This is a genomic window from Phenylobacterium sp. (assembly GCF_035539035.1).
GTDB lineage: Bacteria > Pseudomonadota > Alphaproteobacteria > Caulobacterales > Caulobacteraceae > Phenylobacterium.
Genome location: NZ_DATLJI010000015.1, coordinates 66,024 through 89,391, shown reverse-complemented (window position 1 = coordinate 89,391; position 23,368 = coordinate 66,024). Strand labels below are relative to the sequence as shown.

Genomic DNA, 23,368 nt, shown 5'->3' with positions numbered 1-23,368 from the left:
TCCGCGACCTCCTTATGACCATCGACGAAGCACGGCTGAAGAAGCTGAGGTTCCGGGCCTGGCGGCGCGGCTTCAGGGAAGCGGACCTCATCCTGGGGCCGTTCGCGGACCGCCATGTCCAGGATTTCAGCCCCGCGGAGCTGGACTGGTTCGAGAGCCTGCTGGAGCAGCCGGACCAGGACCTTTACGCCTGGATCATCGGAACCCTGCCGACGCCGCCGGAGTTCGATGGTGAAATCATGAACCGGATCAAGGCATTCCGGTTCGAAGTTCACAAGTCCCGCGGAGACGATCATGGCGGCTGACGACGCGCGGCCCGTGGCGCCGGCCCAGCTCCGCCGCGTGGCCGACGATCCCGGCCGCCTCGACCTCGTCGGCGCTCCCGAGGGCTTCGACGCCATGGTCATGGCCGATGTGGTCAAGGCGCGGAAGGGGCTGTCGGTCTTCGTCGCCCGCGACGGAACCCGGCTCTCGGCCTTCGCCGACGCCTTCCGCTTCTTCGCGCCCGACGTGGAGATCCTGACCTTCCCGAGCTGGGACTGCCTGCCGTACGACCGCGTCGGCCCGTCGGCCGGCGTCTCGGCCCAGCGGATGACCGCGCTCTCGCGGCTGGTCGAGGGGATCGACGGCAAGGCGAAGGTCCTGCTGGTCACGTCCGTGCCGGCGCTGATCCAGCGCGTGCCGCCGCGGAAGATCGTCAAGCGCGCCAGCTACTCGGGGCGGACCGGCAACACCGTCGAGATCGCGGACCTCGAGGCCTATTTCGCCGTCAATGGCTACCAGCGCGCCTCCACCGTCTCCGAGCGCGGCGAGTTCGCGATCCGCGGCGGGGTGATCGACGTCTTCCCGCCGTCCGCCGAGGAGCCGGTGCGCCTCGACCTGTTCGGCGACACCCTGGAGAGCATCCGCGCCTTCGATCCCGAGACCCAGCGCTCCACGAAGCAGCTCAAGGAGGTCAGCCTCCTGCCGGTCAACGAGGCCCTGCTGGACGCCGACGCGATCAGCCGCTTCCGCACCGGCTACCTGGAGACCTTCGGCGCGCCCGGCGACGACCCGCTCTACGCCGCCGTCTCCGAGGGCGGCCGCCGGGCCGGCATGGAGCACTACCTGCCGCTCTTCTACCCGGACATGGCGACCCTCTTCGACTACCTGCCGAAGGACGCCCTGGTGGCCCTCGACCACCTGGCCCGGGAGGCCCGCGAGGAGCGGTTCGCGCTGATCGAGGACGCCTACGAGTCCCGCGCCGCCACCGAGCGCAAGGTCCAGTACCACCCGCTGGAGCCCAACCGCCTCTACCTCGACGCCGAGGAGTGGCAGGCTGAGCTCGCTAAGCGGCCCAACCGTCGGTTCTCCGCCTTCAACGAGGCCGAGGGCGAGGTCGCCATCGACATGGGCGCCCGGGCCGGGCGCAGCTTCGCCGCCGAGCGGAAGATGGACTCGGTGAATCTCTTCGAGGCCACCGCCGACCACGCCAAGAAGCTCTCCGAGGCCGGCAAGCGCGTGCTGTTCGCCTCCTGGTCGGAAGGCTCGTCCGACCGCCTGGGCCACATGCTGGCCGACCACGGCCTGAAGAACGTGCCGTTCGCCGCCTACTGGGACGCCGCCCGGGCCGCGAACCCGAAGATCCCGCAGCGGGTGGTCCTGCCGCTCGACGCCGGCTTTGAGACCGACAACCTCGCGGTCATCTCCGAGACCGACATCCTGGGCGACCGCCTGGCCCGGCCGAAGCGCCGCCGCCGCGCGTCCAATTTCCTCGCCGAAGCGTCCTCGCTGACGCCGGGCGACCTCGTGGTGCACATCGACCACGGCATCGGCCGCTACGAGGGCCTGAAGACCCTCGACGTCCAGGGCGCCCCGCACGACACGCTCGAGCTGCAGTATGGCGGCGAGGCCAAGCTCTACCTGCCCGTCGAGAACATCGACCTCCTGACCCGCTACGGCGCCGACAGCGAGGGCGTGCAGCTCGACCGCCTCGGCGGGGCGGCCTGGCAAGCCAGGCGGGCGCGGGCCAAGGAACGGCTGCGGGAGATGGCCGAGGGCCTCATCCGCATCGCCGCCGAGCGGGCCACCAAGCAGACCGACGCGGTGGAGCCGCCGCACGGGGTGTTCGACGAGTTCTGCGCCCGGTTCCCGTACGAGGAGACGGACGACCAGCTGGCCGCCATCGGCGACGTCCTGGAGGACCTCTCCGCCGGCAAGCCCATGGACCGGCTGATCTGCGGCGACGTGGGCTTCGGCAAGACCGAGGTGGCGCTGCGCGCCGCCTTCGTGGTCGCCATGAGCGGCCAGCAGGTGGCGGTCGTGGCCCCCACGACCCTGCTCGCCCGCCAGCACTACAAGACCTTCACCGAGCGGTTCGAGGGCTGGCCGGTGCGCATCCGCCGGCTCTCGCGCCTGGTCACCGCCAAGGAGGCCGCCGAGACCCGGGAGGCGCTGAAGAACGGCGAGGTGGAGATCGTCATCGGCACCCACGCCATCCTCGGCAAGCAGGTGGGCTTCCGGAACCTCGGCCTGGTGATCGTCGACGAGGAGCAGCACTTCGGGGTCAAGCACAAGGAGAAGCTCAAGGAGCTTCGCGCCGACGTGCACATGCTGACGCTGACCGCCACGCCGATCCCGCGCACCCTGCAGATGTCGCTCTCCGGCATCCGCGAGATGTCGATCATCGCCACGCCGCCCGTCGACCGCCTCGCCGTGCGGACCTACATCACCCCCTGGGATCCCGTCGTCATCCGCGAGGCCCTGCTGCGCGAGAAGTACCGCGGCGGCCAGGCCTACTACGTCGCCCCGCGGGTCAACGACCTGCCGGAGCTGGAGCGGTTCCTGCGCGAGCAGGTGCCGGAGGTGAAGTTCGTGGTCGGTCACGGCCAGATGGCGCCGACCCAGCTCGAGGAGGTGATGAGCGCCTTCTACGACGGCCAGTACGACGTGCTGCTGTCGACCACCATCGTCGAGAGCGGCCTCGACATCCCGACCGCCAACACCCTGGTCATCCACCGCGCGGACATGTTCGGCCTGGCCCAGCTCTACCAGCTCCGCGGCCGCGTCGGCCGGGCCAAGAGCCGCGCCTACGCATATCTGACCACGCCGGCCGAGAAGCAGATCACGCTCTCGGCGGAGAAGCGGCTGAAGGTGCTGCAGTCCCTCGACAGCCTGGGCGCGGGCTTCCAGCTCGCCAGCCACGACCTCGACATCCGTGGCGGCGGCAACCTGCTGGGCGAAGAGCAGTCCGGCCACATCCGCGAGATCGGGGTCGAGCTCTACCAGCAGATGCTGGAGGACGCGGTCAACGAGCTGAAGACGCTCGCCGGCGCCGAGGGCCTGGAGCACGACCGGGGCTGGTCGCCGCAGATCAACACTGGCGCCGCGGTCCTCCTGCCCGAGGACTACGTCCCCGACCTCAACGTGCGCCTGTCGCTCTACCGCCGGCTCTCGGACGCCGAGAAGGCGCAGGACCGCGAGGCGCTCGCCGCCGAGCTCATCGACCGGTTCGGCCCGCTGCCGCCGGAAGCCGGCCAGCTGCTCAAGGTGGTCGCCATCAAGGGGCTCTGCCGAGAGGCCAACGTCGCCAAGATCGACGTGGGTCCGAAGGGCGCCGTCGTCACCTTCCGCGGCGACGAGCCGAAGAACCCCGCCGCCCTGGTCCAGTTCGTGGCCAAGAACCAGGTCGCCTGGAAGCTTCGCCCCGACCACAAGATCGTGGTCAAGGGCGAGTGGGAGACGCCGGAGCAGCGCCTGAACGCCGCCGAGAAGGTGCTGACGGAGCTAGCCAAGCTGGCGGCCTGAGGCCAAGCTGCCCGGACGTTCAGTTCGGGGGATTTCTCAGTGACCAGTTGGAAGGCCGCCGCCGCGGCGCTCGCGCTCCTGGGCGCCACGGCCGCGACCCAGGCCCGCGCCCAGGAGAGCCCGGCTACGACCGGCGATCTCAACTGCGCGGTCGTCGGCTTCGTGCTCGCGGCGTCGGAGGACAAGGAGGAGCAGCAGGCGGGGCTGATGCTGGCCTTCTACTACTACGGCCGCCTCTCTGCGGTGGGCGGCGGCTTCAACCTCGAGGCCCGCCTGCAGGAGGTCGCGAAGGGTTTCACGGACGAGACGTTCGGGACTCAGGCCCAACGCTGCGGCGACGAGTTCGCCAAGGTGGGCGACTCCATGAAGCTCGTGGGCGACGGCATGGACGAGAAGCGCTAGGCCGACGCGGCCGGTATTAGCTGGCCTTGCGGCCGTCGGCCCGCGAGGCGGCCTCTTCGAGCGCGCGCGCCACCGTCTCCGGACCGCCGACCTCGGCCACCCCGATGTCGAAATCGACCACGAACGGCGGCTTGCCGGCGCCCGCCTCGAAAGCGGTGCAGCCAATGACGGCGCTGATCCGCTCGCCGGCGGCCTTGGCGGCGGCGTGGGGCGTGGCGGGCAGGGCGAGGGCGAAGACCTCCGGCGCGAGCCGGGCGGCAGTGTCCTCCACCCGCACCAGGCGTCCGATCATCGAGCCGATCTGCGGCACGGCGCGGTCAAGCCAGCCGCCGGCCCGGGCGGCGTGCACCTCGGGCTTCTCGGCCACCTTGAGCACGCAGACGCTGAGCGGCCGGTTGCGAACCCGGGCGGCCTGGGCCAGCCGCGCCAGGTGGGCGGCGAACAGGTCGCGGGTGAAGAGGCCGGTGGCGGCGTCCATCAGGCCGGAGCTGCGGGCCCGCTCCAGCGCCTGGCGCACGCTCACGCCGCGGCGGTGGCTGCGGGCCAGCTCGACGACGCGCTTGGCGGTTTCGCTCTCCGGCGTCTCGGGCGAGGCCACGTCCGAGATGCCGCGATGGTAGGCCTCGGAGATGGTCACCGCCGTCTCCCTCTGCATGTAGAGCAGGGCCGGGGTGTGGAAGAGGCGGGTGTTGCGGCGCAAGCCCGCGGCGATGGACATCGCCTCCTGCGGGTTCTCGCCCGCCCACAGCACCACCGCGTCGAAGGCGCGCTCGTGCAGGTAGTCGAAGGCCGTGAAGGCGGTGAAGGCGCCGACCACGTCCGCCCCGTTGCGCTTCAGCGCGTTGGACAGCGCCAGGAACTGCGGAGCCGGCTCGCCGATCGCCAGCACCCGGAAGGCGCTCACGTCGGGCTCGGGCAGGTCCATGCCCCGGCCGCGGTCGGCGAAGGTCTCCTGGCGGAGTTCGAACTCCTCCTCCGACACCGCCACGCGGACCAGGGTCTCGAGCCGCATCGCCGCCTGGGCGGGGTGCAGCGGCGCCGCGAGCGTCAGGTCGAAGCCCTGGGCGGCGAGGGAAGGGTCCGGATCGCCGATGGCCACCACCGGCAACTTGCGCGGCGCGCAGGCGGCCTTCAGCCGCTCGGCGAGGCCCAGGGCGTCCGCGCCGCCGTGCTTCAGGTCGACGATCACCGCCTCGATCTGCAGGTCCGAGAGACAGGCGATGGCCGAATAGGGCCCACGCGCCGTCGCCGTTCGCCAGCCGAGACGGTCGAGCCCGTCCGCGAGCGGCCCGGCCAGCACATCGTCCCGCGCAACGATCAGGACCCGCGCCTGGACGCCTGCCGCCATATCCCCCATTCCCTGACGTGACCCGCCAGCGTGCTAAGCACGGAATCGCGGCGGGGCGAATAGGAACAATAGCCTTGCACGCGTCAGTTGCGGCGCGGCGGTGAGTCGCGGGGAGGGACGATGGCGGACGGTCTTGCGGGTCTGACGGCGGTCGTGACGGGGGCGTCCGGCGGCCTGGGCGAGCATTTCGCCCGGCTGCTGGCGCGCCAAGGGGCCGCGGTGGCCCTCACCGCGCGGCGCCAGGAGAAGGTGCAGACGCTCGCCGACGAGCTGAACGCCGCCGGCGGCCGCGCCCTGGCGATGCGGCTCGACGTGGCCGACGCCGCCGCCATCGCCCCGGCGTTCCAGCGGATCGAGGCGGAGCTCGGGCCGCTGAACATCCTGGTGAACAACGCCGGCGTCGGCGGCGAGGGCCTGGCCCTGGACCTCTCGGTCGAGGACTTCGACAACACCTTCGCGGTGAACGTCCGCGGGACCTTCTTCGCCGCCCAGGCGGCGGCGCGCGCCCTGATCGCCTCCGGCGCCGCCGAACGGGGCCAGGCGCGGATCCTCAACATCGCCTCCATCGCCAGCCACACCGTGCTGCCCGGTCTCTCCGCCTACTGCGGCTCCAAGGCCGCCGTGGCCATGCTGACGAAGAGCCTGGCGCGGGAGTGGGCCCGGCGCGGGATCGCCGTGAACGCGCTCTGCCCCGGCTACATCGAGACCGACATCAACGCCGACTGGTGGCCCACGGAAGGCGGCCAGAAACAGCTCAAGGGCTTCCCGCGCCGGCGTCTCATGCAGGCGTCCGACCTCGACGCGGCCTTCCTCATGCTGGTGGGCGATCCGGCCCGCGCCATGACCGGCAGCGTCGTCACCGTGGACGACGGCCAGTCGCTGCCCGGCGGCGGCTGAGGCTTGGCTGACCGGACGGCAGGATGCTTGGATAGGTCCACAAGGGAGTACCGGAACATGCGCCAGGGACCGCTGTCAGGCCTGAAGGTCATCGAGTTCGCCGGCATCGGGCCCGGCCCGTTCTGCGGCATGCTGCTGTCGGACCTCGGCGCCGACGTGATCCGCATCGACCGCAAGGGCGGACGGGGCGGTGCGCCGTCGGACATCACCGCCCGCGGCCGCCGCTCGGTTGCGCTGGACCTGAAGAGCCCGGCGGCCATCGAGGCCTGCCTGAAGCTGATGGAAGGCGCCGACGCCATCCTGGAGGGCTTCCGCCCCGGCGTGATGGAGCGCCTGGGGCTCGGGCCCGACGTGGCGCTCGCCCGCAACCCGAAGCTGGTCTACGGCCGAATGACCGGCTGGGGCCAGACCGGCCCCTACGCCCAGGCCGCCGGCCACGACATGAACTACATCGCCATCACCGGCGCCCTCCACGCCATCGGCACGAAGGACAAGCCGGTCCCGCCGCTCAACCTGGTGGGCGACTTCGGCGGCGGCGCGCTCTACCTCGCCTTCGGCCTGCTGGCCGGGGTGATCCACGCCCGGGAGACCGGCAAGGGCCAGGTGGTGGACTGCGCCATGAGCGACGGCGCGGCCTCGCTGATGGCCATGTTCTACGGCTTCAAGGCCTCGGGGATGTGGCAGGAGGAGCGCCGCGCCAACCTGCTCGACGGCGGCGCCCACTTCTACGACACCTACCAGTGCGCCGACGGCAAGTGGGTCTCCATCGGCTCCATCGAGCCGCAGTTCTACGCCCTGCTGCTGGAGAAGACCGGCATCTCCGATCCGGACTTCCAGGCCCAGATGGACCGCGCCGCCTGGCCGAAGCTGCATGACAAGCTGGCGGCGGTCATCGCGACGAAAACCCGCGACGAATGGACGGCGATCATGGGCGGCACCGACGTCTGCTTCGCCCCGGTGCTCGACCTCGACGAGGCGCCCAAGCACCCGCACAACGTGGCCCGCCAGACCTTCGTGGAGGTGGCGGGTGTGACCCAGCCCGCGCCCGCGCCACGCTTTTCCGCCACCCCGGGCGCCATCCAGGGCCCGCCGGCCCAGGTGGGCAAGCACGATCGCGAGGCGCTGCTGGACTGGGGCTTCTCCGGCCCGGACATCGACCGGCTGGCGGACGCCGGCGCCATCGCCGACACGCGAGTTTCCTGAAGTCGCCGTTCAGGTTGGGTTCAGCCGCCGGGCCTTAAACCTCATCCCAGGTTGGACGTCGCGCTCTCCCGTCCCTCGAAGCGGCGGCCGACCTGATGGAACGACACGCCCATCGGCGGCGCGCCACCCTTCAACAAGGTGGCGCGCCGTTTCCATTTGTGCGCTTGCCAGACTCTGCCAGCTTCACCACCTTCCGGCCGGATGACGACCCGGCGCGCCCTCGGCCGCTTGCGGGCGGCCGACTGGGATCCGACCCACTGGCTCCGCATCGGCCTCAAGACCCTGGCCAAGGCGCTGGGCCGGCTCTGGGGCCGCGACGTGATGCTCTACACGGGCGGCGTCTCCTTCTTCATCATGCTCGCCATCTTCCCGGCGCTCGCCATCGGCATGGGGCTCTACAGCCTGTTGTCCGATCCGGCCCAGGCGGCGCGCCAGGGGGAATACCTCGCCCGGCTGATGCCCGACGCCGCGCGGCTGATCTTCCAGAGCGAGCTCATGCGGCTCAGCCACGCGCCGCTGGAGGCGGTGTCCTTCCAGAGCGGCGTGGCGCTGGTGGTCGGGGGCTACGCCGCCCACCGCGGCTTCAAGGCCCTGCTGGCGGGCCTCTCCTTCATCCATGACGAGGACGAACCCCGCGGCTTCGTCGGCTTCAACCTGCTGGCGCTGGCCGTGCTGGTGGCGAGCTTCGTGGGCCTCGGCGTGCTGTCCGTGGTGTTCTTCGGCTTCCGGATCATCGGCGAGACCTTCGAGCTGCGCCCGCTGCGCGGCGCGCTCTGGCTCTACAGCGAATGGACCTGGGCCAGCGCCGGCATGACGATCGGCATGGCCTTCATCTACCGCTGGGCCATGTCGCGGCGGCCGGTGGCCTGGCGGGCCTCGGTGATGGGCGGGGCCAGCGCGGCGGCGCTCTGCATCTTCGCCTCGTGGGGCCTGGGCTTCTACGTGGAGCAGATCGCCCATCTGGGCGCGACCTACGGCTCGGTCGCGACCGTCGTGATCTTCCTGATCTGGCTGTCCTGGAATGTGAACGCCATCTTCTTCGGCGGGGCGCTGGCGACCGAGGTGGAGATCGCCATCGACGCGCACGAGGCGGCGATCGCGGTCAGCCCTTCACCACCACGAAGCTGAGCACGCCGCCGTCCTCGCCCCGCTCGGCGAGCGTGGCGCCCGTCTCGGCGGCGAAGTGCGGCACGTCGATGCGCGCCAGCGGATCGTCCGCCAGCAGCCGCACCCGCGCGCCCGCCGGGGCGGCCTCCAGGGCGCGGCGCAGGCGCAGGGTCGGCACCGGGCAGCGGTGGCCCCGGGCGTCCACCAGGATCTCGTCGGCAGGCATGGGCGGCGCATACAACGTGGCTTCGTGGAACCCAAGCTCCGCCTTCGCGCGTTGTGGCCGCACGTCCATTTGCATACGGGGAGGGGATGGCCGTCGCGCGCGAGGTCTTCACCACTGATGTTCCGGCCCGGCTGGACCGGCTGCCGTGGAGCCGATTCCACTGGCTGGTGGTGGTGGCGCTCGGGATCACCTGGATCCTCGACGGGCTGGAGGTCACGCTCGTGGGCTCCCTCTCGCCCGCCATCGCAGGCGCGGACGGCCTCAACCTCGACGCCGGACAGATCGGCCTGGCCGGCAGCGCCTACATCCTGGGGGCGGTGCTCGGCGCCCTGGTGTTCGGCCGCCTGACCGACCGCTGGGGCCGGCGCAGGCTCTTCACCATCACTGTCGCCGTCTATCTCGTGGCGACCATCGCCACGGGCTTCTCCTGGAATTTCTGGTCGTTCCTGCTCTTCCGCTTCATCACCGGCGCAGGGATCGGCGGGGAGTACGGCGCGGTGAACTCGGCCATCCAGGAGCTGATCCCAGCGCGCCGGCGCGGCTACACGGACCTGGCCATCAACGGCAGCTTCTGGGTGGGCGCGGCCCTCGGCGCGATGGGCTCGATCGTGGTGCTCGACCCCGACGTGGTCGACCAGGCCTGGGGCTGGCGGCTCGCCTTCATCATCGGAGGGCTGCTGGCGCTGATCGTCATCTGGATCCGCCGCTTCATCCCCGAGAGCCCACGCTGGCTGATGACCCATGGCCGCCCCGAGGAGGCCGAGGCCGTGGTCCGCGACATCGAGGCCCGGGTGGAGCGCCACACGGCCATGCCGCCGATCTTCGCCCCGCACCCGACCATCCGGCTGGTCCACCGCACCCGCACGAGCTGGACGGAACTCGGCGTGTCGCTGTTCCGCACCTATCCGCGGCGGACCATCCTCGGGCTCGTGCTGATGGCGACCCAGGCCTTCTGCTACAACGCCATCTTCTTCACCTACGCGATGATCCTGACGCGCTTCTACGCCATCCCGGCGCAGAACATCGGCTGGTTCATGCTGCCCTTCGCGCTCGGCAACTTCATGGGGCCGCTGCTGCTCGGCCGGCTGTTCGACAGCGTCGGGCGCAAGCCGATGATCGCCGGGACCTACGGTCTGGCGGGCCTGCTGCTGTGCGTCACGGGCTGGCTGTTCGCGCAAGGCGCGCTCACCGCCGAGACCCAGACGCTTGCCTGGACGGTGATCTTCTTCTTCGCCTCGGCCGGCGCCAGCGCCGCCTATCTGACGGTGGGCGAGCTCTTCCCGCTGGAGCTCCGGGCGCTGACCATCTCCCTGTTCTACGCGATTGGCACCCTGCTGGGCGGGGTCGCGGGGCCCGCGGTGTTCGGCGCCCTGATCGACACCGGCGAGCGAAGCCAGATCCTGGTCGGCTACCTGCTGGGGGGCGGGCTGATGCTGGTGGCCGCCGTGGTCACCCTGTTCCTGGGCGTGCGCGCCGAGAAGAAACCGCTGGAGACGGTGGCCGCGCCGCTGTCCCTGGCGCGCGACGAGCACGGCTGACACGAAAACGCGGGCCCGGCCGGAGCCGGACCCGCGTTCCGTAGCTCGAAGGCTGCCCTTACGGGTTGGTGGTCGTGCCGGTGGGGCCGGTCGGGCCCGTGCCGCCGGCCGTGCCGGTGGCGCCGGTCGTGCCCGTGGTCGAGCCCATGGCGCCGCCGCTCGTGGCGCCCGCCGCGCCGGAGTTCATGCCGGTCCCGGTCGTCGCGTCGGCCGCGGCGGGATCGGTCGCCATGGCGCCCGTCGTGCCGGTAGCGGCGCCGGAGGCCGCCATGCCGGCGTCGCCCGCCGACATCGCGCCGCCCGCGGTCGCGGGATCGGTCGTCGCCGCGGCCGTGGCTTCGGGCGTCTCGGCCGCCTTGTCGCCGCCGCCACAGGCCGCAAGGCCCAGCATCGCGCCCGTCGCCAAGACGGCCGCGCCAAAGGTTCTCAGTCGCATCCGGTATTCCCTCAGATTGGTCAGGGCGCGGCCGGAGGGCCAGCCCGGGAGATGCAACCCGAGGCCGCCACGCCGGTTCCGAAAATGTGATCGGCGGGCTCAACTATCTGAGAAGACGCATCAAATGCTGGTTTGCGCCGACTTGGAGACGCTCAGCCCGCCCGGCGGACCGGCCAGGCGCCGCGCTGGGCCTTGAGCACGCTCCAGCCCTCCCGGGTCAGCACGAAGGCGTGGGGCGAGCCGCGCCAGCCGTTCATCACCGCCGTGGTGCCAGCGCGCTGCAGGAGCCTTCGGCCGCAAAGCCGAAGGCACAGGCCGAGGATCACCGGATCACGATCCACCAGAGGCGCCTCCAGCGCCTGCATCAGGACCTGCCGTTCCTCGGACGTGAGTTCGTGACCCGGTTGCATAAAGGCCCTAACGCCGACCTTGGCCCGGCGTTGCCACGGTCCTGACGACGTTGTCATTTCGGCCCTGCGGGCTTCCCTTTGCGGCGCGGTTCTGGAATTGCTCGCCCATCCGGAATTTGGGGAGGGGCCCTGCCATGAAGACCCGCGCCGCGGTGGCTTTCGAAGCCAAGAAGCCGCTGGAGATCGTCGAGCTCGACCTGGAGGGCCCAAAGGCCGGCGAGGTCCTGGTCGAGATCAAGGCCACCGGCGTCTGCCACACCGACGCCTACACCCTCGACGGCTTCGATTCCGAGGGCATCTTCCCCTCGGTGCTGGGCCACGAGGGGGCCGGCGTGGTCGTCGAGGTGGGTCACGGCGTCACCAGCGTGAAGCCGGGCGACCATGTGATCCCGCTCTACACGCCGGAATGCCGGCAGTGCAAAAGCTGCCTCTCGCGCAAGACCAACCTCTGCACGGCGATCCGCGCCACCCAGGGCAAGGGCCTGATGCCCGACGGGACCAGCCGGTTCTCCTACAAGGGGCAGACGATCTACCACTACATGGGCTGCTCGACCTTCTCGAACTACACGGTCCTGCCCGAGATCGCGGTGGCCAAGATCCGCGAGGACGCGCCCTTCGAAACGGCCTGCTACGTGGGCTGCGGCGTCACCACCGGCGTCGGCGCCGTGGTCAACACCGCCGACGTGGAGGCAGGCGCCCGCTGCATCGTCTTCGGCCTGGGCGGCATCGGGCTCAACGTCATCCAGGGCCTGAAGCTGGTGGGCGCGAGCCAGATCGTCGGCGTCGACCTGAACCCCGCCCGCGAGGAATGGGGCCGCCGGTTCGGCATGACCCACTTCGTCAATCCGAAGACCGTCGACGGCGACCTCGTGGCCCACCTGGTGGCGCTGACCGACGGCGGGGCGGACTACACCTTCGACGCCACCGGCAACACGACCGTCATGCGCCAGGCGCTGGAAGCCTGCCACCGCGGCTGGGGCGAGAGCATCATCATCGGCGTGGCCGAGGCCGGCAAGGAGATCGCCACCCGGCCGTTCCAGCTGGTCACCGGCCGGGTGTGGAAGGGCACCGCCTTCGGCGGCGCGCGCGGTCGCACCGACACCCCGAAGATCGTCGACTGGTACATGGAGGGGAAGATCGAGATCGACCCGATGATCACCCACAAGCTCAGCCTGGAGGAGATCAACAGGGCCTTCGACCTGATGCACGCCGGCGAGAGCATCCGCAGCGTGGTGGTCTATTGAGCCTCGAGACCGTCTCCACGACCCGGACCTTCGGCGGAACCCAGGGCGTCTACCGCCACCGCAGCCGCGAGACCGGCACGGACATGACGTTCAGCGTCTTCGTCCCCCCGCAGGCCGAGCAGGGGCCAAGGCCGGTCGTCTGGTACCTGTCGGGGCTGACCTGCACCCACGCCAATGTCACCGAGAAGGGTCAGTTCCAGCGCGCCTGCGCGGAGCTCGGCCTGGTCTTCGTGGCCCCGGACACCAGTCCGCGGGGCGAGGGCGTTCCGGACGATCCCGCCTACGACTTCGGCCAGGGCGCCGGCTTCTACGTGGACGCCACCCAGCCCCCCTGGGCGCAGCACTTCCGCATGGCGAGCTACATCGTCTCCGAGCTGCCGGAGGTGATCGCCGGGCATTTTCCCGTCGACATGGCCCGCCAGGGCCTCACCGGCCACTCCATGGGCGGGCACGGGGCGCTGACCCTGGCGCTCAAGACCCCCGGCCGCTGGCGCAGCGTCTCGGCCTTCGCGCCGATCGCCTCGCCCATGCGCTGCCCCTGGGGCGAGAAGGCGCTGACCGGCTACCTGGGGCCCGATCGCCACGCCTGGCGACGCCATGACGCCACCGCCCTGATCGAGGACGGCGCCCGCCTGCCGGAAATCCTGGTGGACCAGGGCGACGCCGACAACTTCCTGAAGGACCAGCTCAAGCCCGAGCTGCTGGAGGCCGCCTGCCGTGACGCCGGCGTGCCGCTGACGCTCCGGATGCAGCCCGGCTACGACCACAGCTACTACTTCATCGCCACCTTCATGGCCGACCACCTGGCCTGGCATGCGGAGCGGCTGGCTTGAGCGGCGTCGTCGTCGCCGTCTCCGCCAAGCCGAAGCACGGCCCGAAGAAGCTCAACCGCGAAGTGGTGACCCTGCTGCAGGGCCAGGGCGTCGAGGGCGACGCCCACTGCGGCGCGACGGTGAAGCACCGCAGCCGCTGGCGGCGCGATCCGACCCAGCCGAACATCCGCCAGGTCCACCTGATGCACCAGGAGCTGCACGACGAGCTGGCGGCGAAGGGCTTCGCGGTCACCCCCGGCTACATGGGCGAGAACATCACCACCCGCGGCGTCGACCTCCTGGGCCTGCCCAAGGGCGCGGTGCTGCGGATCGGCGCGGGCACCGTCGTCGAAGTCACCGGCCTGCGCAATCCCTGCTACCAGCTCGACCAGCTGCAGGAGGGCCTGATGCAGGCCTGTCTGGAGAAGCGCGGCGATGAGCTCGTCCGCAAGGCCGGCGTCATGGGCGTCGTCCTGTCAGGCGGAGAGGTGAGGGCGGGCGACGCGATCACGGTCGAGCTGCCGCCGGGCCCGCACGAGGCGCTGAAACCGGTCTAGCCCAGCGCCGCATCCACCAGCTGCGGGAACACCTTCGCGACCTTGCCCAGCAGGTAGTCGCCGTAGGTCCCGTCGAACTCGTGCACGCTCGCCTTGTCCCAACGCTCGGCCCGGTCGGCGTCCACGTCCGCGCGCCCGGAGACCGGCAGCGGCTGCATCCGCGCCGTGAAGTCCGGATCGAAGAACAGCGGGAAGGAGAGGCGGTCGTGGCCGCTGACGTTACGCACCCTGTGCGGCGTGGACCTGAACCGCCCCCCGGTCAGGCGCTCCAGCATGTCGCCGATGTTGCAGACCAGGGCCCCTTCGACGGGCGGCGCCTCGACCCAGCCGCCGGGCGTCTTCACCTGCAGCCCGCCGAAGCGGTCCTGCGCCAGCAGGGTCAGCAGGCCATAGTCGGTGTGCTCACCCACGCCCCAGGCGTCCGGCTCGCCGCCCGCCGGATAGTGGAAGATCCGGAACAGCACCGTGGGCTCGGCGAGGTAGGCGCGCTGGAACCATCGGGCGTCCAGGCCCAGGCTCAGGGACACGCCCTCCATCAGCACGCCAGCGGCGCGGGTCGCCGCGTCCATGTAGCCGAGGACCGTGGGCTTCAGCCCGGGCAGTTCGGCCGGCCAGAGGTTCGGCCCGTGCATCGGCAGGCCGGCGCGGACCCGCGGATGTTCGGGAGACAGCTCGCTCCCGAGGTAGAGCCCTTCCTTGAGGTCCGGCCGGCCGGAGGTGAGCTCGCCGCCGAGCGGGAACCAGCCGCGCCAGGCCCGCCCGCCGCGGCTCATGGCGATCTGCGCCTTCGCTTCGACCGGCAGCGCGAAGAACAGGCGGCTCTGCGCTTCCAGCTCGGCGAAGGCCGCCGGCGCGATGCGATGGCCCACCAGGTAGAAGAAGCCGTGCGCCTCGCAGGCCTGAGCGATGGCGTCGGCCACCCTGCGCCGGCCGGCCTCGTCGGCCGCGTCGAACAGCGGCTCCATGTCGATGATCGGCAGGCGCTCGGTCATGGCCGCCACCCTAGACACGGCGCGCCCAAAGAAAAACGGCCCGGATCGCTCCGGGCCGTTCGTCCGTCTCAGGTACGCGAGACTAGTACTTCAGGCGAAGCGTCGCGCCGACCGTCCGGGGCGCGCCCAGGAAGGTGTCGTAGACGCTGACCGCGTCGTTGTTCTCGTCCACCTGGTAGGGGCCGTTGAAGCCGACCTGCAGGTAGTCCTTGTCGAACAGGTTGTTGGCCCACAGCTCGACGGTCCAGCGCTCGTCGGCCGAGCCCAGGCCCACCCGGGCGTTCACCAGCACCATCTCGTCCTGCTCCTTGACGGGGTGCAGGTCGGAACCGGTGTTGTAGCGCGAGGTGTACTTGGCCGAGACGTTGGTGCGCAGCTTCATGTCGCCGAACACGTCACGCTCGTAGGTCCCGGCCAGCGAGGCCGAGTAGCGCGGCGCGAACGACAGCTGGGCGCCGGGCAGGCGACGCAGGCTGTTGAACCGGGTCGGGTTGATCAGGTCGGCGGCGGTGAACGGCTGGATCTCCGTTTCCGCATAGGTGACGCCGCCCTGCAGGGTCAGGCCGTCGATCGGCGGGACATAGATGAAGTCCAGGTCGACGCCGCGCGAGATCACCTCGGGGATGGTCTCCACGACGAAGGCCGTGCCGACGAAGGTGTTCAGCTGGAAGTCCGTGAACTGCTGGTAGAACACCGCGGTGTTCAGCATCAGGCTGTTGCCGAACCAGCTGGTCTTGGCGCCGATCTCGTAGGAGTCGACGAACTCGCCCTTGAAGCTGGTGTCCGGGTCGGCCGTGAAGTTCGGGCCGGTCGCGGTCACGGCGATCAGCTGCTCGCGGTCCAGGTTGAAGCCGCCCGCCTTGTACCCGCGCGAGTAGGACGCGTAGGTCATGATGTCCGGGTTCCAGCGGTAGGCGATCTTCGCCGTGCCGGAGACTTCCTCCTCCGTGCGGCTCTGGGTGATCACGCCCAGGTCGTCGAAGTCGTTGTTCTGGCCGTTCAGGCACAGGCCGCCGACGATCGTCGTGGCCGTCGCCGTCCCGAGCAGGCGCGCCAGCGAGCCGAAGGCCGCTTCGCCCTGGTCGCAGGAGGAGCCCGTGGTCGTGTAGTCGGTCGTCAGGCTCTTCTCGTCACGGGTGTAGCGCAGGCCCACGGTCAGTTCGAGCGCGTCGGTGATCGCGAACGAGTTGTTGGTGAACAGGGCCCAGGTGTCGCCCTCCTGCGAGTAGCTGTCGTCCGTGCCCGTGCCCGCCTGCAGGATCGTGGCCGGCGTCAGGCCGATCAGGGCCGGCACCCCGCCCAGCACGCGGCCGGCGAAGTAGGGGTAGTAGTCGGCGCCGAAGCGGAGGATCGAGCGGGTGTCGAGGTCTTCCTTGGCGTAGAAGCCGCCGACCAGCCAGTTGAGGCGGTTGTCGACAGCCTGGCCGGCCAGGCGCACTTCCTGCGAGAACTGGCCGAACTCGACGAAGTTCGTGCCGTCGGCGGGACGGTAGACCAGGTCGGCGGCGGTGAAGTCGCTGTCCTGGCCGGTCTCGGCGCGCCAGTTGCGGACCGCGGTGATCGAGGTCAGCTGCAGGTCCGGGGTGATGTCCCAGTTGGCTTCGGCCGAGAAGCCCATGTCCTCGACGCGCTGGTCGGTCTCGCGGTTGGCGTAGCCCAGGCGGTCGAACGGGGTGGAGGTGGTGTCGAGGGAGCCCGGACGCACGGCGTTGATCAGGTTCGCGCGGCTGTTGGCGGCCTGGCCCACGAACAGCTGGGTGCCGACGCAGCAGTTCTCGTCGCGCTTGGTGTAGTCGCCGATCAGGCGGACCGAGAGATCCGAGGTGGGCTCCCAGAGGAGCTGGCCGCGCAGGGTGTAGAAGTCCTGGTCGTTGTCCTCGGTGAGGCCGCGCGGGCCGGAGCCCACGACGATGTCCTGGTAGCCGTCGCGGCGACGGGCGCCGGCGAACAGGCGGCCGGCCACGGTGTCGGTGATCGGGCCCGAGATGGCGCCCGTGACGCCGAACTGGCCGTGGTTGCCGATGGTGGCTTCGGACTCGGCCTGGAAGTCGCGGGTCGGGCCGGCGGTGATGATGTTGATCACGCCCGCCGAGGTGTTCTTGCCGAACAGGGTGCCCTGCGGGCCCTTCAGCACCTCGATGCGGGTCACTTCGCCCAGGTCGCCGAACGACACGCCGTTACGCGGGCGGTAGACGCCGTCGATCACCACGCCGACGGAGGATTCCAGGCCCGGGTTGTCGCCCACGGTGCCGACGCCGCGCACGCGGGCGGTCACGATGGTCTCGTTCGAGGTGGAGGTGACGGTCAGGCCGGGCGTCAGCACGGTCAGTTCGCGGATGTCGCGCACGCCCGCGTCGCGCATCAGCTCGCCGGACACCGAGGTCACGACGATCGGCACGTCCTGCAGGCTCTGCTCGCGCTTCTGCGCGGTGACGACGATTTCTTCCACCGCCCGGTCGGCCCCCTCGGCCTCCTGGGCGTGGGCGGCCGTGGCGAGGCCGGACATGAGCAGGACCGGCGTCAGCGCGGTCCCACAAAGAAGCTTCACAATTCGCATAGATAACCTCCCGGAGCGGCCCACGCGGGGAGTCGCGGGCGCCGGCTCAAAGCGGTCCGGATTTAGGCGTGTCGGCAGGCTCGGCAATTGCCTGAGATCAAGCGGGGCGGTCACGCCTCACCTCTGTGGCGCCGGGGACACGCATTGGGCAATGGAAAGGCGCCGCCGCCATGATCCGGCCGCAGTTCATGTGAGTGCGGTCAGCGAACTTCGTTCGTCCGACTGCTGCGTCCGAAGGTCGCGATGCGGGCGCGGGCACAACTTCCTGGCGCGTGACCTGCTACCAGAGGTCGGCTCCGTCATACCCACACCGGAGCCGGCAGGGCCGCCGCTTGCGGTCGGCCTGCCACTGCGGCCGGGCTCCGTTCGACGCGGGACCCGGCCGCGGATCCGCCGGAGGCTTTCCGCCGCGTCCAACTTCTGCGAGTGAGAAGCCATGTCGTCCGTGACTCGCGCCCTCATCCTCAGCGCCGGCCAGGGTAAGCGGCTCCTGCCGCTGACCACCTCCCGCCCGAAGTGCCTGATCGACCTCTCCGGCAAGACCCTGCTGGAGTGGCAGCTCCAGGGCCTGCGCGCCGCCGGGATCCGTGAGGTGGTGGTGGTCACCGGTTTCAAGGCCGAGGCCGTGGACGCCGAGCTGGCGCGCCTGTCGATCCCGGGGCTCGAGGTCCGCACCCTGTTCAACCCGTTCTATGACGTGGCCGACAACCTGGCTTCCTGCTGGATGGCCCGCGAGGTGTTCGACCGCGAGCTCCTGCTGCTGAACGGCGACACCCTGTTCGAACCGGCGGTGGCCGAGCGCCTGCTGGCCGCGCCCGCCTCGGAGATCACCGTCACCGTCGACCGCAAGGCCGAGTACGACGCCGACGACATGAAGGTCCTGGAGGAGGGCGGCCGCCTCGAGGCGATCGGCAAGACGATCACCGAGTACAACGCCGAATCCATCGGCTTCATCCGCTTCTCCGCCGCCGGCGCGGCGCGGTTCGTGGCGGCCATCGACGCGGTGATCCGCTCGCCGGGCGGCCTGAAGCGCTGGTACCTGAGCGCCATCGACGAGCTGGCGCGCGACACAGGCGTGGTCACCGTCCAGTCCATCGAAGGCCTCGACTGGGGCGAGATGGACTTCCCCGCCGACGTGGAGGCGAACCTCGCGCTCACCGAGCGCTGGGTGGCCCGGCGGTCCGCCCAGTCGGCGGCCTAGGCCTCGCCCACGAGGCTGCGCACCAGTTCGAGGTCGGCGATCTTGTCGACGTCCACCGCCGCCAGGCCGTAGGGCGTCGCCACCGCCGCGGCGCGCACCCCGGCCAGCCGCCCCAGCCGCGCCACCGCACGGGTGAGCGTCAGCCGCCCGAGCAGGAAGCCCACGAGGATCCCGGGCCCCAGGATGGCGGCCATGCGCCACGGCCGCTTCCGCTCCGCTTCCACCCGCCGCCAGAGCCGCACCGCGGCCAGCGCCCGGGGGCTCGCCAGGTAGAACAGGTTGCACCCCGACCAGTGGCCGTCGGCCAGCCGCAGGTAGGTCCGCTGCGTGACCGGCGCGTCCCTCTCCACCGTCTCGCGCCGGGCGAGGAGGGCGCAGATGTCGGCGTCGGCGGGGGCGTCGTCCAGGAAGCGGGCGATCCACTCCGGGCGCAGCAGGGCGTGGTCCGAGGTGGTGACCAGCAGCGGCGTCCCGAGGACCGCCGCGCCCGTCTCGACGCTGGCGCTGGGCCCGGCGGCGGCCTCCAGCACCTCGACGCCCAACCGCTCGGCTTCCCGGCATACGTCCGCATGGTTGGCGGAGATGGCGATGCGGCCGGCCCCGGCTTCGCGAAGCGCGCCCACCACCCGCTCCAGTAGGCTGCGGCCCTCCAGGCGGATCAACGCCTTGTGGCTGACGCCCGCCGCCTCGGCGAGCGGATCCGGCCCACCGCGCGAGCCGGCCAGCACCAGCGCCTGGAACGGCCTCACGCCAGGGCCTTCTCGTAGATCCGGTAGGTCTTGTAGATCCGGGCCCCGGCCGCCTCGAGGATGTGGCGCATGGGCCGGTTGTCCTCCAGGATCCAGGACAGCTCGGCCCGTTCGTAGCCGAGCCGGCGGGCGGCGCTGGCGCCGGCGTTCATCAGCAGGAACGGCAGGACCACGCCGCGCGGCGTGCGGGCGAACTTCCGGCGCACCCCCATCAGCGGCACGCGGGCGGTCTTCACACCCTTCACCTTCAGCCGCCAGAGCAGCTTGGCCCAGCCGAACGGCAGCAGCTTCCCGCCCAGGTCGCGGATCGCCTCGTTGACGTTGGGCAGGAAGACGATGAAGCCCGCCGGCTCCCCGTCGATCTCGGCGAACCAGGTCAGCCGCCGGTCGATCACCGGCCGCATGGCCTTGGCGATCTGGGCGGTCTCCGCCTCGGTCGTCGGCGTGAAGCCCCAGTTGTCCTGCCAGGCGTCGTTGAGGATCTCGGTGAGCCGGCCGACCTCCTCGTCGTAGCGGCTCATGTCCAGCTCGCGCAGGACCACGCCCTCGGGCAGGCCGCGCCGCACCCGCTCCAGCACCCGTTCCGGCAGGTCGACCGAGGTCTCCGCCATGTAGGCGTAGACGTCCTTGGCCTTGGCGTAGCCCTGGGCCTCGATCTGGGCGCCCGTGTAGGCCGGGTCGTGGCCCATCATCACCATGGGCGGGGTGTCGTGCCCCTCCACGAGCAGCCCGACCTCCTCGTTGATCGACAGGTTGAAGGGCCCCAGCGCGCGGTCGCAGCCGCGGGCGCGAAGCCAGGCCTCCGCCTCGCGGAACAGGGCGGCGAACACCGCCGGATCGTCCTCGGCCGCGATCAGGCCGAAGTGGCCGACCTTGCCCATGGCGGCCGGGGAGAGGCGGTCGATCTGGGCGCTGATCCGGCCCACGTCGCGGCCGTCGCGCACGGCCAGCCAGAGCTGCACCTCCGCATGGTCGAAGAACGGATTGGTCTTCGGGGTCAGGGCCTCGCGCCGCTCCATCAGGAGCGGGGCGATGTAGTTGGGGTCGCCCCGGCCGAGGGCCATCGGCAGGCGGATGAACCGCTCGAGCTCCGCCTTGGTGGAGACCGGAACGAGGCCGACTGCGCTGGTTGCGCCGCTCCCGTCCATCATCCCTCCAGGTAGAGCAGGGCCGTGAGTCCCCCGACGGAGAATAGGACAGGCGCCGCCCAGGCCGCCAGCCATGCCGCGGCCAGGCCGCTTTCGCCCACCGCCACGAACATCCCGTCGACCACCAGGAAGACCAGCCCGGCCGCCAGGCAGGTGACGAGCAGGGCGGTCCCGCCGCTGCGGAAATTAGCCATGGCCACCGGCGCGGCCAGCAGCAGCATGACCACGCAGGCCAGCGGATCGGCGGCGAACCGCTGCAGCTGGGTGGCGTAGTAGCTTCGCGGCCGCACCGCGGCCTTGCCCTCCAGGCCGGCGGCGGCCGCCCCGGGGCTGAGCTGGCTGCCGGCGAACAGGGCCTCCACGTCCCCGGGCGTGAGCTCGCTGCGCCAGATCATCTCGGCGGCCGAGGACGACTGTACGCGCCCGGGCGCCACGCTGCGGAACGTCGGCGCCTCGAGGGCCCAGACGCCGTCGCGGTAGACCGCCGAGCGCGCCCGCGTCGTCGAGATCAGCCGGCCGTCGGCGTTGCGCTGGTAGATGCTGACGTCGGTCAGCCGCTCGCCGCCCACCGAGGCGGGCGTGGCGACCACCAGGTCGCGTCCCACCCGGAAGGTGCGCGGCTGGGCGACCTGCCGGCTGGCGCTGGGGGTCGTGGCGCGCCACCACTCGGCCAGCGTCTGGTCGGTGCGCGGGGCGACGACCGTGGCCATCAGGAGCTGGACGACCATCACCACGATCGCCGCCGGGACGGCGAGGGCGGTGACCCGGTAGGCCGACATGCCGGCCGCGCGCATGGCGGTCACCTCGCTGTTGCGGGCCAGCCGGCTGAACCCGAACAGGGCGCCGGAGAGCACCGCCAGCGGCGCGGCCTGCTCGATCAGCCGCGGCAGGCGCAGGAGCGCGTAGTAGGCCACGCCCGAGAGGCCGAGTTGGCGCTCGATGATGTCGGTCGTCACGTCCAGCAGGTCGAGCACCTGCAGGACGCCCAGCAGCACGAGGAGCGCCGCCAGGATACGCAGGCCCACCGTCTTCAGGATGTGGGCGGCCATGGTCATGCCTGCGCCCGCCTCGGCAGGATCCGCTGGCGCAGGTCGACGATCGCGTCGGCGATCCGCTCCACCGCCACGCCCACGGGCGTCTCGCCCGGCCGCTTGCGGCTGGTGGCGAAGGTGATCGCGCAGATCGCCGTGAAGGCCACGAACGGCGCGCCCACCGAGAGCGCCGCCGGCGCCTCGCCGCCCGCCGCCAGCCCTTGGCCGAACTGCAGGAGCTGGTTGAAGGTCAGCAGCAGCAGGCCGGCCACGATGATCCCGGGCGCGGAGCCCCGCCGCTTGGTGGCGAGCCCGAGCGGCAGCGCCAGCAGCGGCAGCAGCGGCAGGGACAGCGCCCGGCTGAGCCTCGCCAGGAACTCGGCGATCAGCGTCTGGCGGGGAATGAGGCCGTCGGGCCGGCGCGACTCCGCCACCAGCTCCGTCAGGGTCAGCTCACGCTCGTCGCCGCCGCGGGCGCGCAGCAGCCGCGCGGCCCCGCTCAGCGGCACCTCGAGGCTGAAGCTGTCGAAGCTCAGCACCTCCGGCTCGCCGCGGCTGTTGATGCGCAGCTGCAGCCCGTCGTCGAGCACGAGGGTGGCGGTCTCGCCGTCGGCGTTGGTGCGCAGCTGGCCCATGCGCGCCGTGGTGACCATCTCCCGGCCCTGGTCGTCCACCTGGCGGATGAACACCCCGGTGAGCCGCCGCCCGGCGGCGTCGGCCATGTCGGTCGTCATGGTCAGCTGGTCGTTGGGCGAGACGATCATCCCGGACTGCACCGTGCCGCTCCAGCCGGCGTTCTCCGCGGCGTGCAGCACCGCGCGGTAGGCGTAGCGGGAATAGGGCTGCAGGTAGCCGAACAGCACCAGACTCACGCACATCAGCACCAGCCCGAGCCCGACGTAGGGATAGACGATCCGGGTGAACGAGACGCCGCTGGCCAGCAGGGCGTCGATTTCGGAATCCTGGTTCAGCCGCGAGATCACCACGAACAGGGCGATGAAGAAGGCCGCCGGCAGGGTCAGGCCCAGGTAGTGCGGCACCAGGTTGGCGCTGAGCTCGGCCAGGAAGCCGAACCGGTTGCTGCTGCCCGAGAGCATGTCCAGGAGCCGCAGGATGCGCTCCAGCAGGAGGCCGGTCAGCGTCACCAGCATGGCGCCCAGCAGGGGCCACAGCATGAGCTTCAGCACGTAGCGGTCGATGATCCGCAACCGGTCCCCCCGTCGCCGCGCGCTCAGGCGCCGGTCCAGCGGGCGGCGAGCTCGGCCGCCAGCGCCGCGGCCGCGTCCTCGTCCAGGGCCACGTGCGCGCCGAGGTTCGGCTGGGCCGGCCAGCCCGCGTCGACGTAGCTGCGGCCGCCGTGCTCCCGCGCGCCCTCGTAGCGGGGAATGACGTGGAAGTGGACGTCGCGGTCCACCATCATCAGCATCAGGTAGTTGATCCGCTCATAGCCCACGAAGGCGGTGAGCAGGCGCTCGATCCCGTCCACCGCGGTCTTGAGGTCGGCGAACGCCTCCGGGCCAAGCTCGGAAAAGGCTCCGGCGACGTCCTTGCAGACGAGCACCAGCGAGCCGAGCGTCGGCTGCTGGGGGCGCGCGAGAACGAGCCAATGCGGCGTCTCGGCGACCAGGGTCCTTGGATACCCGAATTTCAGCGCGGTAGGATTGGTCATCGTCCGTCAGGACAGGCCACTGGCGCTGTCCCGCCCATCATAGGGAGGGGGTCGT

Annotated in this window: 22 protein-coding genes; 11 read left to right on the top strand and 11 right to left on the bottom strand. The window is 71.0% G+C overall.

What is annotated here, in order from left to right; all coding sequences use genetic code 11:
- Nucleotides 1-14 precede the first annotated feature (14 nt).
- Genes VM685_RS12385 through VM685_RS12375 form a run of 3 tightly spaced genes read left to right on the top strand, consistent with a single transcriptional unit; the run spans nt 15 to nt 4,188 of the window.
- The gene (locus tag VM685_RS12385) at nt 15-305 is read left to right on the top strand and encodes a succinate dehydrogenase assembly factor 2 (RefSeq protein ID WP_325460472.1); all 291 of its coding nucleotides are present in this window, start codon (nt 15-17) and stop codon (nt 303-305) included.
- Nucleotides 295-3,786 (top strand): transcription-repair coupling factor, encoded by a 3,492-nt coding sequence (gene mfd, locus VM685_RS12380; RefSeq protein WP_325460471.1) that lies wholly within the window; start codon nt 295-297, stop codon nt 3,784-3,786. The genes VM685_RS12385 and mfd overlap by 11 nt, the downstream gene beginning before the upstream one ends.
- Nucleotides 3,787-3,825: 39 nt before the next feature.
- Entirely contained in the window at nt 3,826-4,188 is a 363-nt protein-coding gene (locus VM685_RS12375) for a hypothetical protein (protein WP_325460470.1), read from the top strand.
- 16 nt (nt 4,189-4,204) lie between these two features.
- Here the strand turns inward: VM685_RS12375 and VM685_RS12370 are convergent, their stop codons facing one another.
- Entirely contained in the window at nt 4,205-5,536 is a 1,332-nt protein-coding gene (locus tag VM685_RS12370; protein WP_325460469.1) for a diguanylate cyclase domain-containing protein, read from the bottom strand.
- 120 nt (nt 5,537-5,656) lie between these two features.
- Between VM685_RS12370 and VM685_RS12365 the strand changes: the two genes are divergently transcribed.
- The 3 genes from VM685_RS12365 (at nt 5,657) to VM685_RS12355 (ending at nt 8,764) form a co-directional block, all read left to right on the top strand.
- Nucleotides 5,657-6,433 carry an SDR family NAD(P)-dependent oxidoreductase gene (locus tag VM685_RS12365; protein ID WP_325460468.1) on the top strand — a complete coding sequence of 259 codons (777 nt, stop codon included), beginning with the start codon at nt 5,657-5,659 and terminating at the stop codon, nt 6,431-6,433.
- Between the two features lie 57 nt (nt 6,434-6,490).
- A complete protein-coding gene (locus tag VM685_RS12360) occupies nt 6,491-7,636 on the top strand; it encodes a CaiB/BaiF CoA-transferase family protein (protein WP_325460467.1) in 1,146 nt (381 codons plus the stop codon).
- Between the two features lie 201 nt (nt 7,637-7,837).
- Nucleotides 7,838-8,764: a YihY/virulence factor BrkB family protein gene (locus tag VM685_RS12355; protein ID WP_325460466.1), complete on the top strand. Its 927-nt coding sequence runs from the start codon at nt 7,838-7,840 to the stop codon at nt 8,762-8,764.
- Here the strand turns inward: VM685_RS12355 and VM685_RS12350 are convergent.
- On the bottom strand, nt 8,739-8,969 hold the full coding sequence (locus tag VM685_RS12350) for a sulfurtransferase TusA family protein (RefSeq protein WP_325460465.1): 231 nt from the start codon (nt 8,967-8,969) through the stop codon (nt 8,739-8,741). The genes VM685_RS12355 and VM685_RS12350 overlap by 26 nt on opposite strands.
- 86 nt (nt 8,970-9,055) lie before the next feature.
- Here VM685_RS12350 and VM685_RS12345 point away from each other — a divergent pair, with 86 nt between their 5' ends.
- On the top strand, nt 9,056-10,507 hold the full coding sequence (locus VM685_RS12345) for an MFS transporter (RefSeq protein WP_325460464.1): 1,452 nt from the start codon (nt 9,056-9,058) through the stop codon (nt 10,505-10,507).
- Nucleotides 10,508-10,565: 58 nt separating this feature from the next.
- On the opposite strand, the gene VM685_RS12340 is transcribed toward VM685_RS12345, so the two are convergent.
- A complete protein-coding gene (locus tag VM685_RS12340; protein ID WP_325460463.1) occupies nt 10,566-10,913 on the bottom strand; it encodes a hypothetical protein in 348 nt (115 codons plus the stop codon).
- Between the two features lie 182 nt (nt 10,914-11,095).
- A complete protein-coding gene (locus VM685_RS12335; RefSeq protein WP_325460462.1) occupies nt 11,096-11,353 on the bottom strand; it encodes a hypothetical protein in 258 nt (85 codons plus the stop codon).
- A 134-nt stretch (nt 11,354-11,487) separates the two neighbouring features.
- Here VM685_RS12335 and VM685_RS12330 point away from each other — a divergent pair, with 134 nt between their 5' ends.
- The 3 genes from VM685_RS12330 to VM685_RS12320 are packed head-to-tail and all read left to right on the top strand — an operon-like array spanning nt 11,488 to nt 13,966.
- Entirely contained in the window at nt 11,488-12,597 is a 1,110-nt protein-coding gene (locus VM685_RS12330) for an S-(hydroxymethyl)glutathione dehydrogenase/class III alcohol dehydrogenase (RefSeq protein WP_325460461.1), read from the top strand.
- Nucleotides 12,594-13,430, top strand: a complete 837-nt coding sequence (fghA, locus tag VM685_RS12325) for an S-formylglutathione hydrolase (protein WP_325460460.1) — start codon at nt 12,594-12,596, stop codon at nt 13,428-13,430. The genes VM685_RS12330 and fghA overlap by 4 nt, the downstream gene beginning before the upstream one ends.
- On the top strand, nt 13,427-13,966 hold the full coding sequence (locus VM685_RS12320; RefSeq protein WP_325460459.1) for an MOSC domain-containing protein: 540 nt from the start codon (nt 13,427-13,429) through the stop codon (nt 13,964-13,966). Before fghA ends, VM685_RS12320 begins: the two co-directional genes overlap by 4 nt.
- Here VM685_RS12320 and VM685_RS12315 read toward each other — a convergent pair.
- Both VM685_RS12315 and VM685_RS12310 read right to left on the bottom strand, forming a co-directional pair.
- A complete protein-coding gene (locus tag VM685_RS12315) occupies nt 13,963-14,958 on the bottom strand; it encodes an isopenicillin N synthase family dioxygenase (protein ID WP_325460458.1) in 996 nt (331 codons plus the stop codon). The two genes, VM685_RS12320 and VM685_RS12315, sit on opposite strands and share 4 nt — an antisense overlap.
- An 82-nt stretch (nt 14,959-15,040) precedes the next feature.
- Nucleotides 15,041-17,515: a TonB-dependent receptor gene (locus tag VM685_RS12310; protein WP_325460457.1), complete on the bottom strand. Its 2,475-nt coding sequence runs from the start codon at nt 17,513-17,515 to the stop codon at nt 15,041-15,043.
- Between the two features lie 436 nt (nt 17,516-17,951).
- Here VM685_RS12310 and VM685_RS12305 point away from each other — a divergent pair, with 436 nt between their 5' ends.
- A complete protein-coding gene (locus VM685_RS12305) occupies nt 17,952-18,716 on the top strand; it encodes an NTP transferase domain-containing protein (protein ID WP_325460456.1) in 765 nt (254 codons plus the stop codon).
- Here the strand turns inward: VM685_RS12305 and VM685_RS12300 are convergent.
- From VM685_RS12300 to VM685_RS12280, 5 genes are read right to left on the bottom strand one after another with little or no spacing between them, the layout of a single operon-like run.
- Nucleotides 18,713-19,465, bottom strand: coding sequence for a nucleotidyltransferase family protein (locus VM685_RS12300; RefSeq protein ID WP_325460455.1), 753 nt, complete (start codon nt 19,463-19,465; stop codon nt 18,713-18,715). The genes VM685_RS12305 and VM685_RS12300 overlap by 4 nt on opposite strands.
- A complete protein-coding gene (locus VM685_RS12295; protein ID WP_325460777.1) occupies nt 19,462-20,613 on the bottom strand; it encodes a dATP pyrophosphohydrolase in 1,152 nt (383 codons plus the stop codon). Before VM685_RS12295 ends, VM685_RS12300 begins: the two co-directional genes overlap by 4 nt.
- Nucleotides 20,613-21,668 (bottom strand): LptF/LptG family permease, encoded by a 1,056-nt coding sequence (locus tag VM685_RS12290; RefSeq protein WP_325460454.1) that lies wholly within the window; start codon nt 21,666-21,668, stop codon nt 20,613-20,615. The genes VM685_RS12295 and VM685_RS12290 overlap by 1 nt, the downstream gene beginning before the upstream one ends.
- Complete coding sequence (locus VM685_RS12285) at nt 21,665-22,852, bottom strand: LptF/LptG family permease (protein ID WP_325460453.1); 1,188 nt, start codon at nt 22,850-22,852, stop codon at nt 21,665-21,667. Before VM685_RS12285 ends, VM685_RS12290 begins: the two co-directional genes overlap by 4 nt.
- Nucleotides 22,853-22,875: 23 nt before the next feature.
- Nucleotides 22,876-23,313, bottom strand: a complete 438-nt coding sequence (locus VM685_RS12280) for an HIT family protein (protein WP_325460452.1) — start codon at nt 23,311-23,313, stop codon at nt 22,876-22,878.
- Between the last annotated feature and the right edge of the window lie 55 nt (nt 23,314-23,368).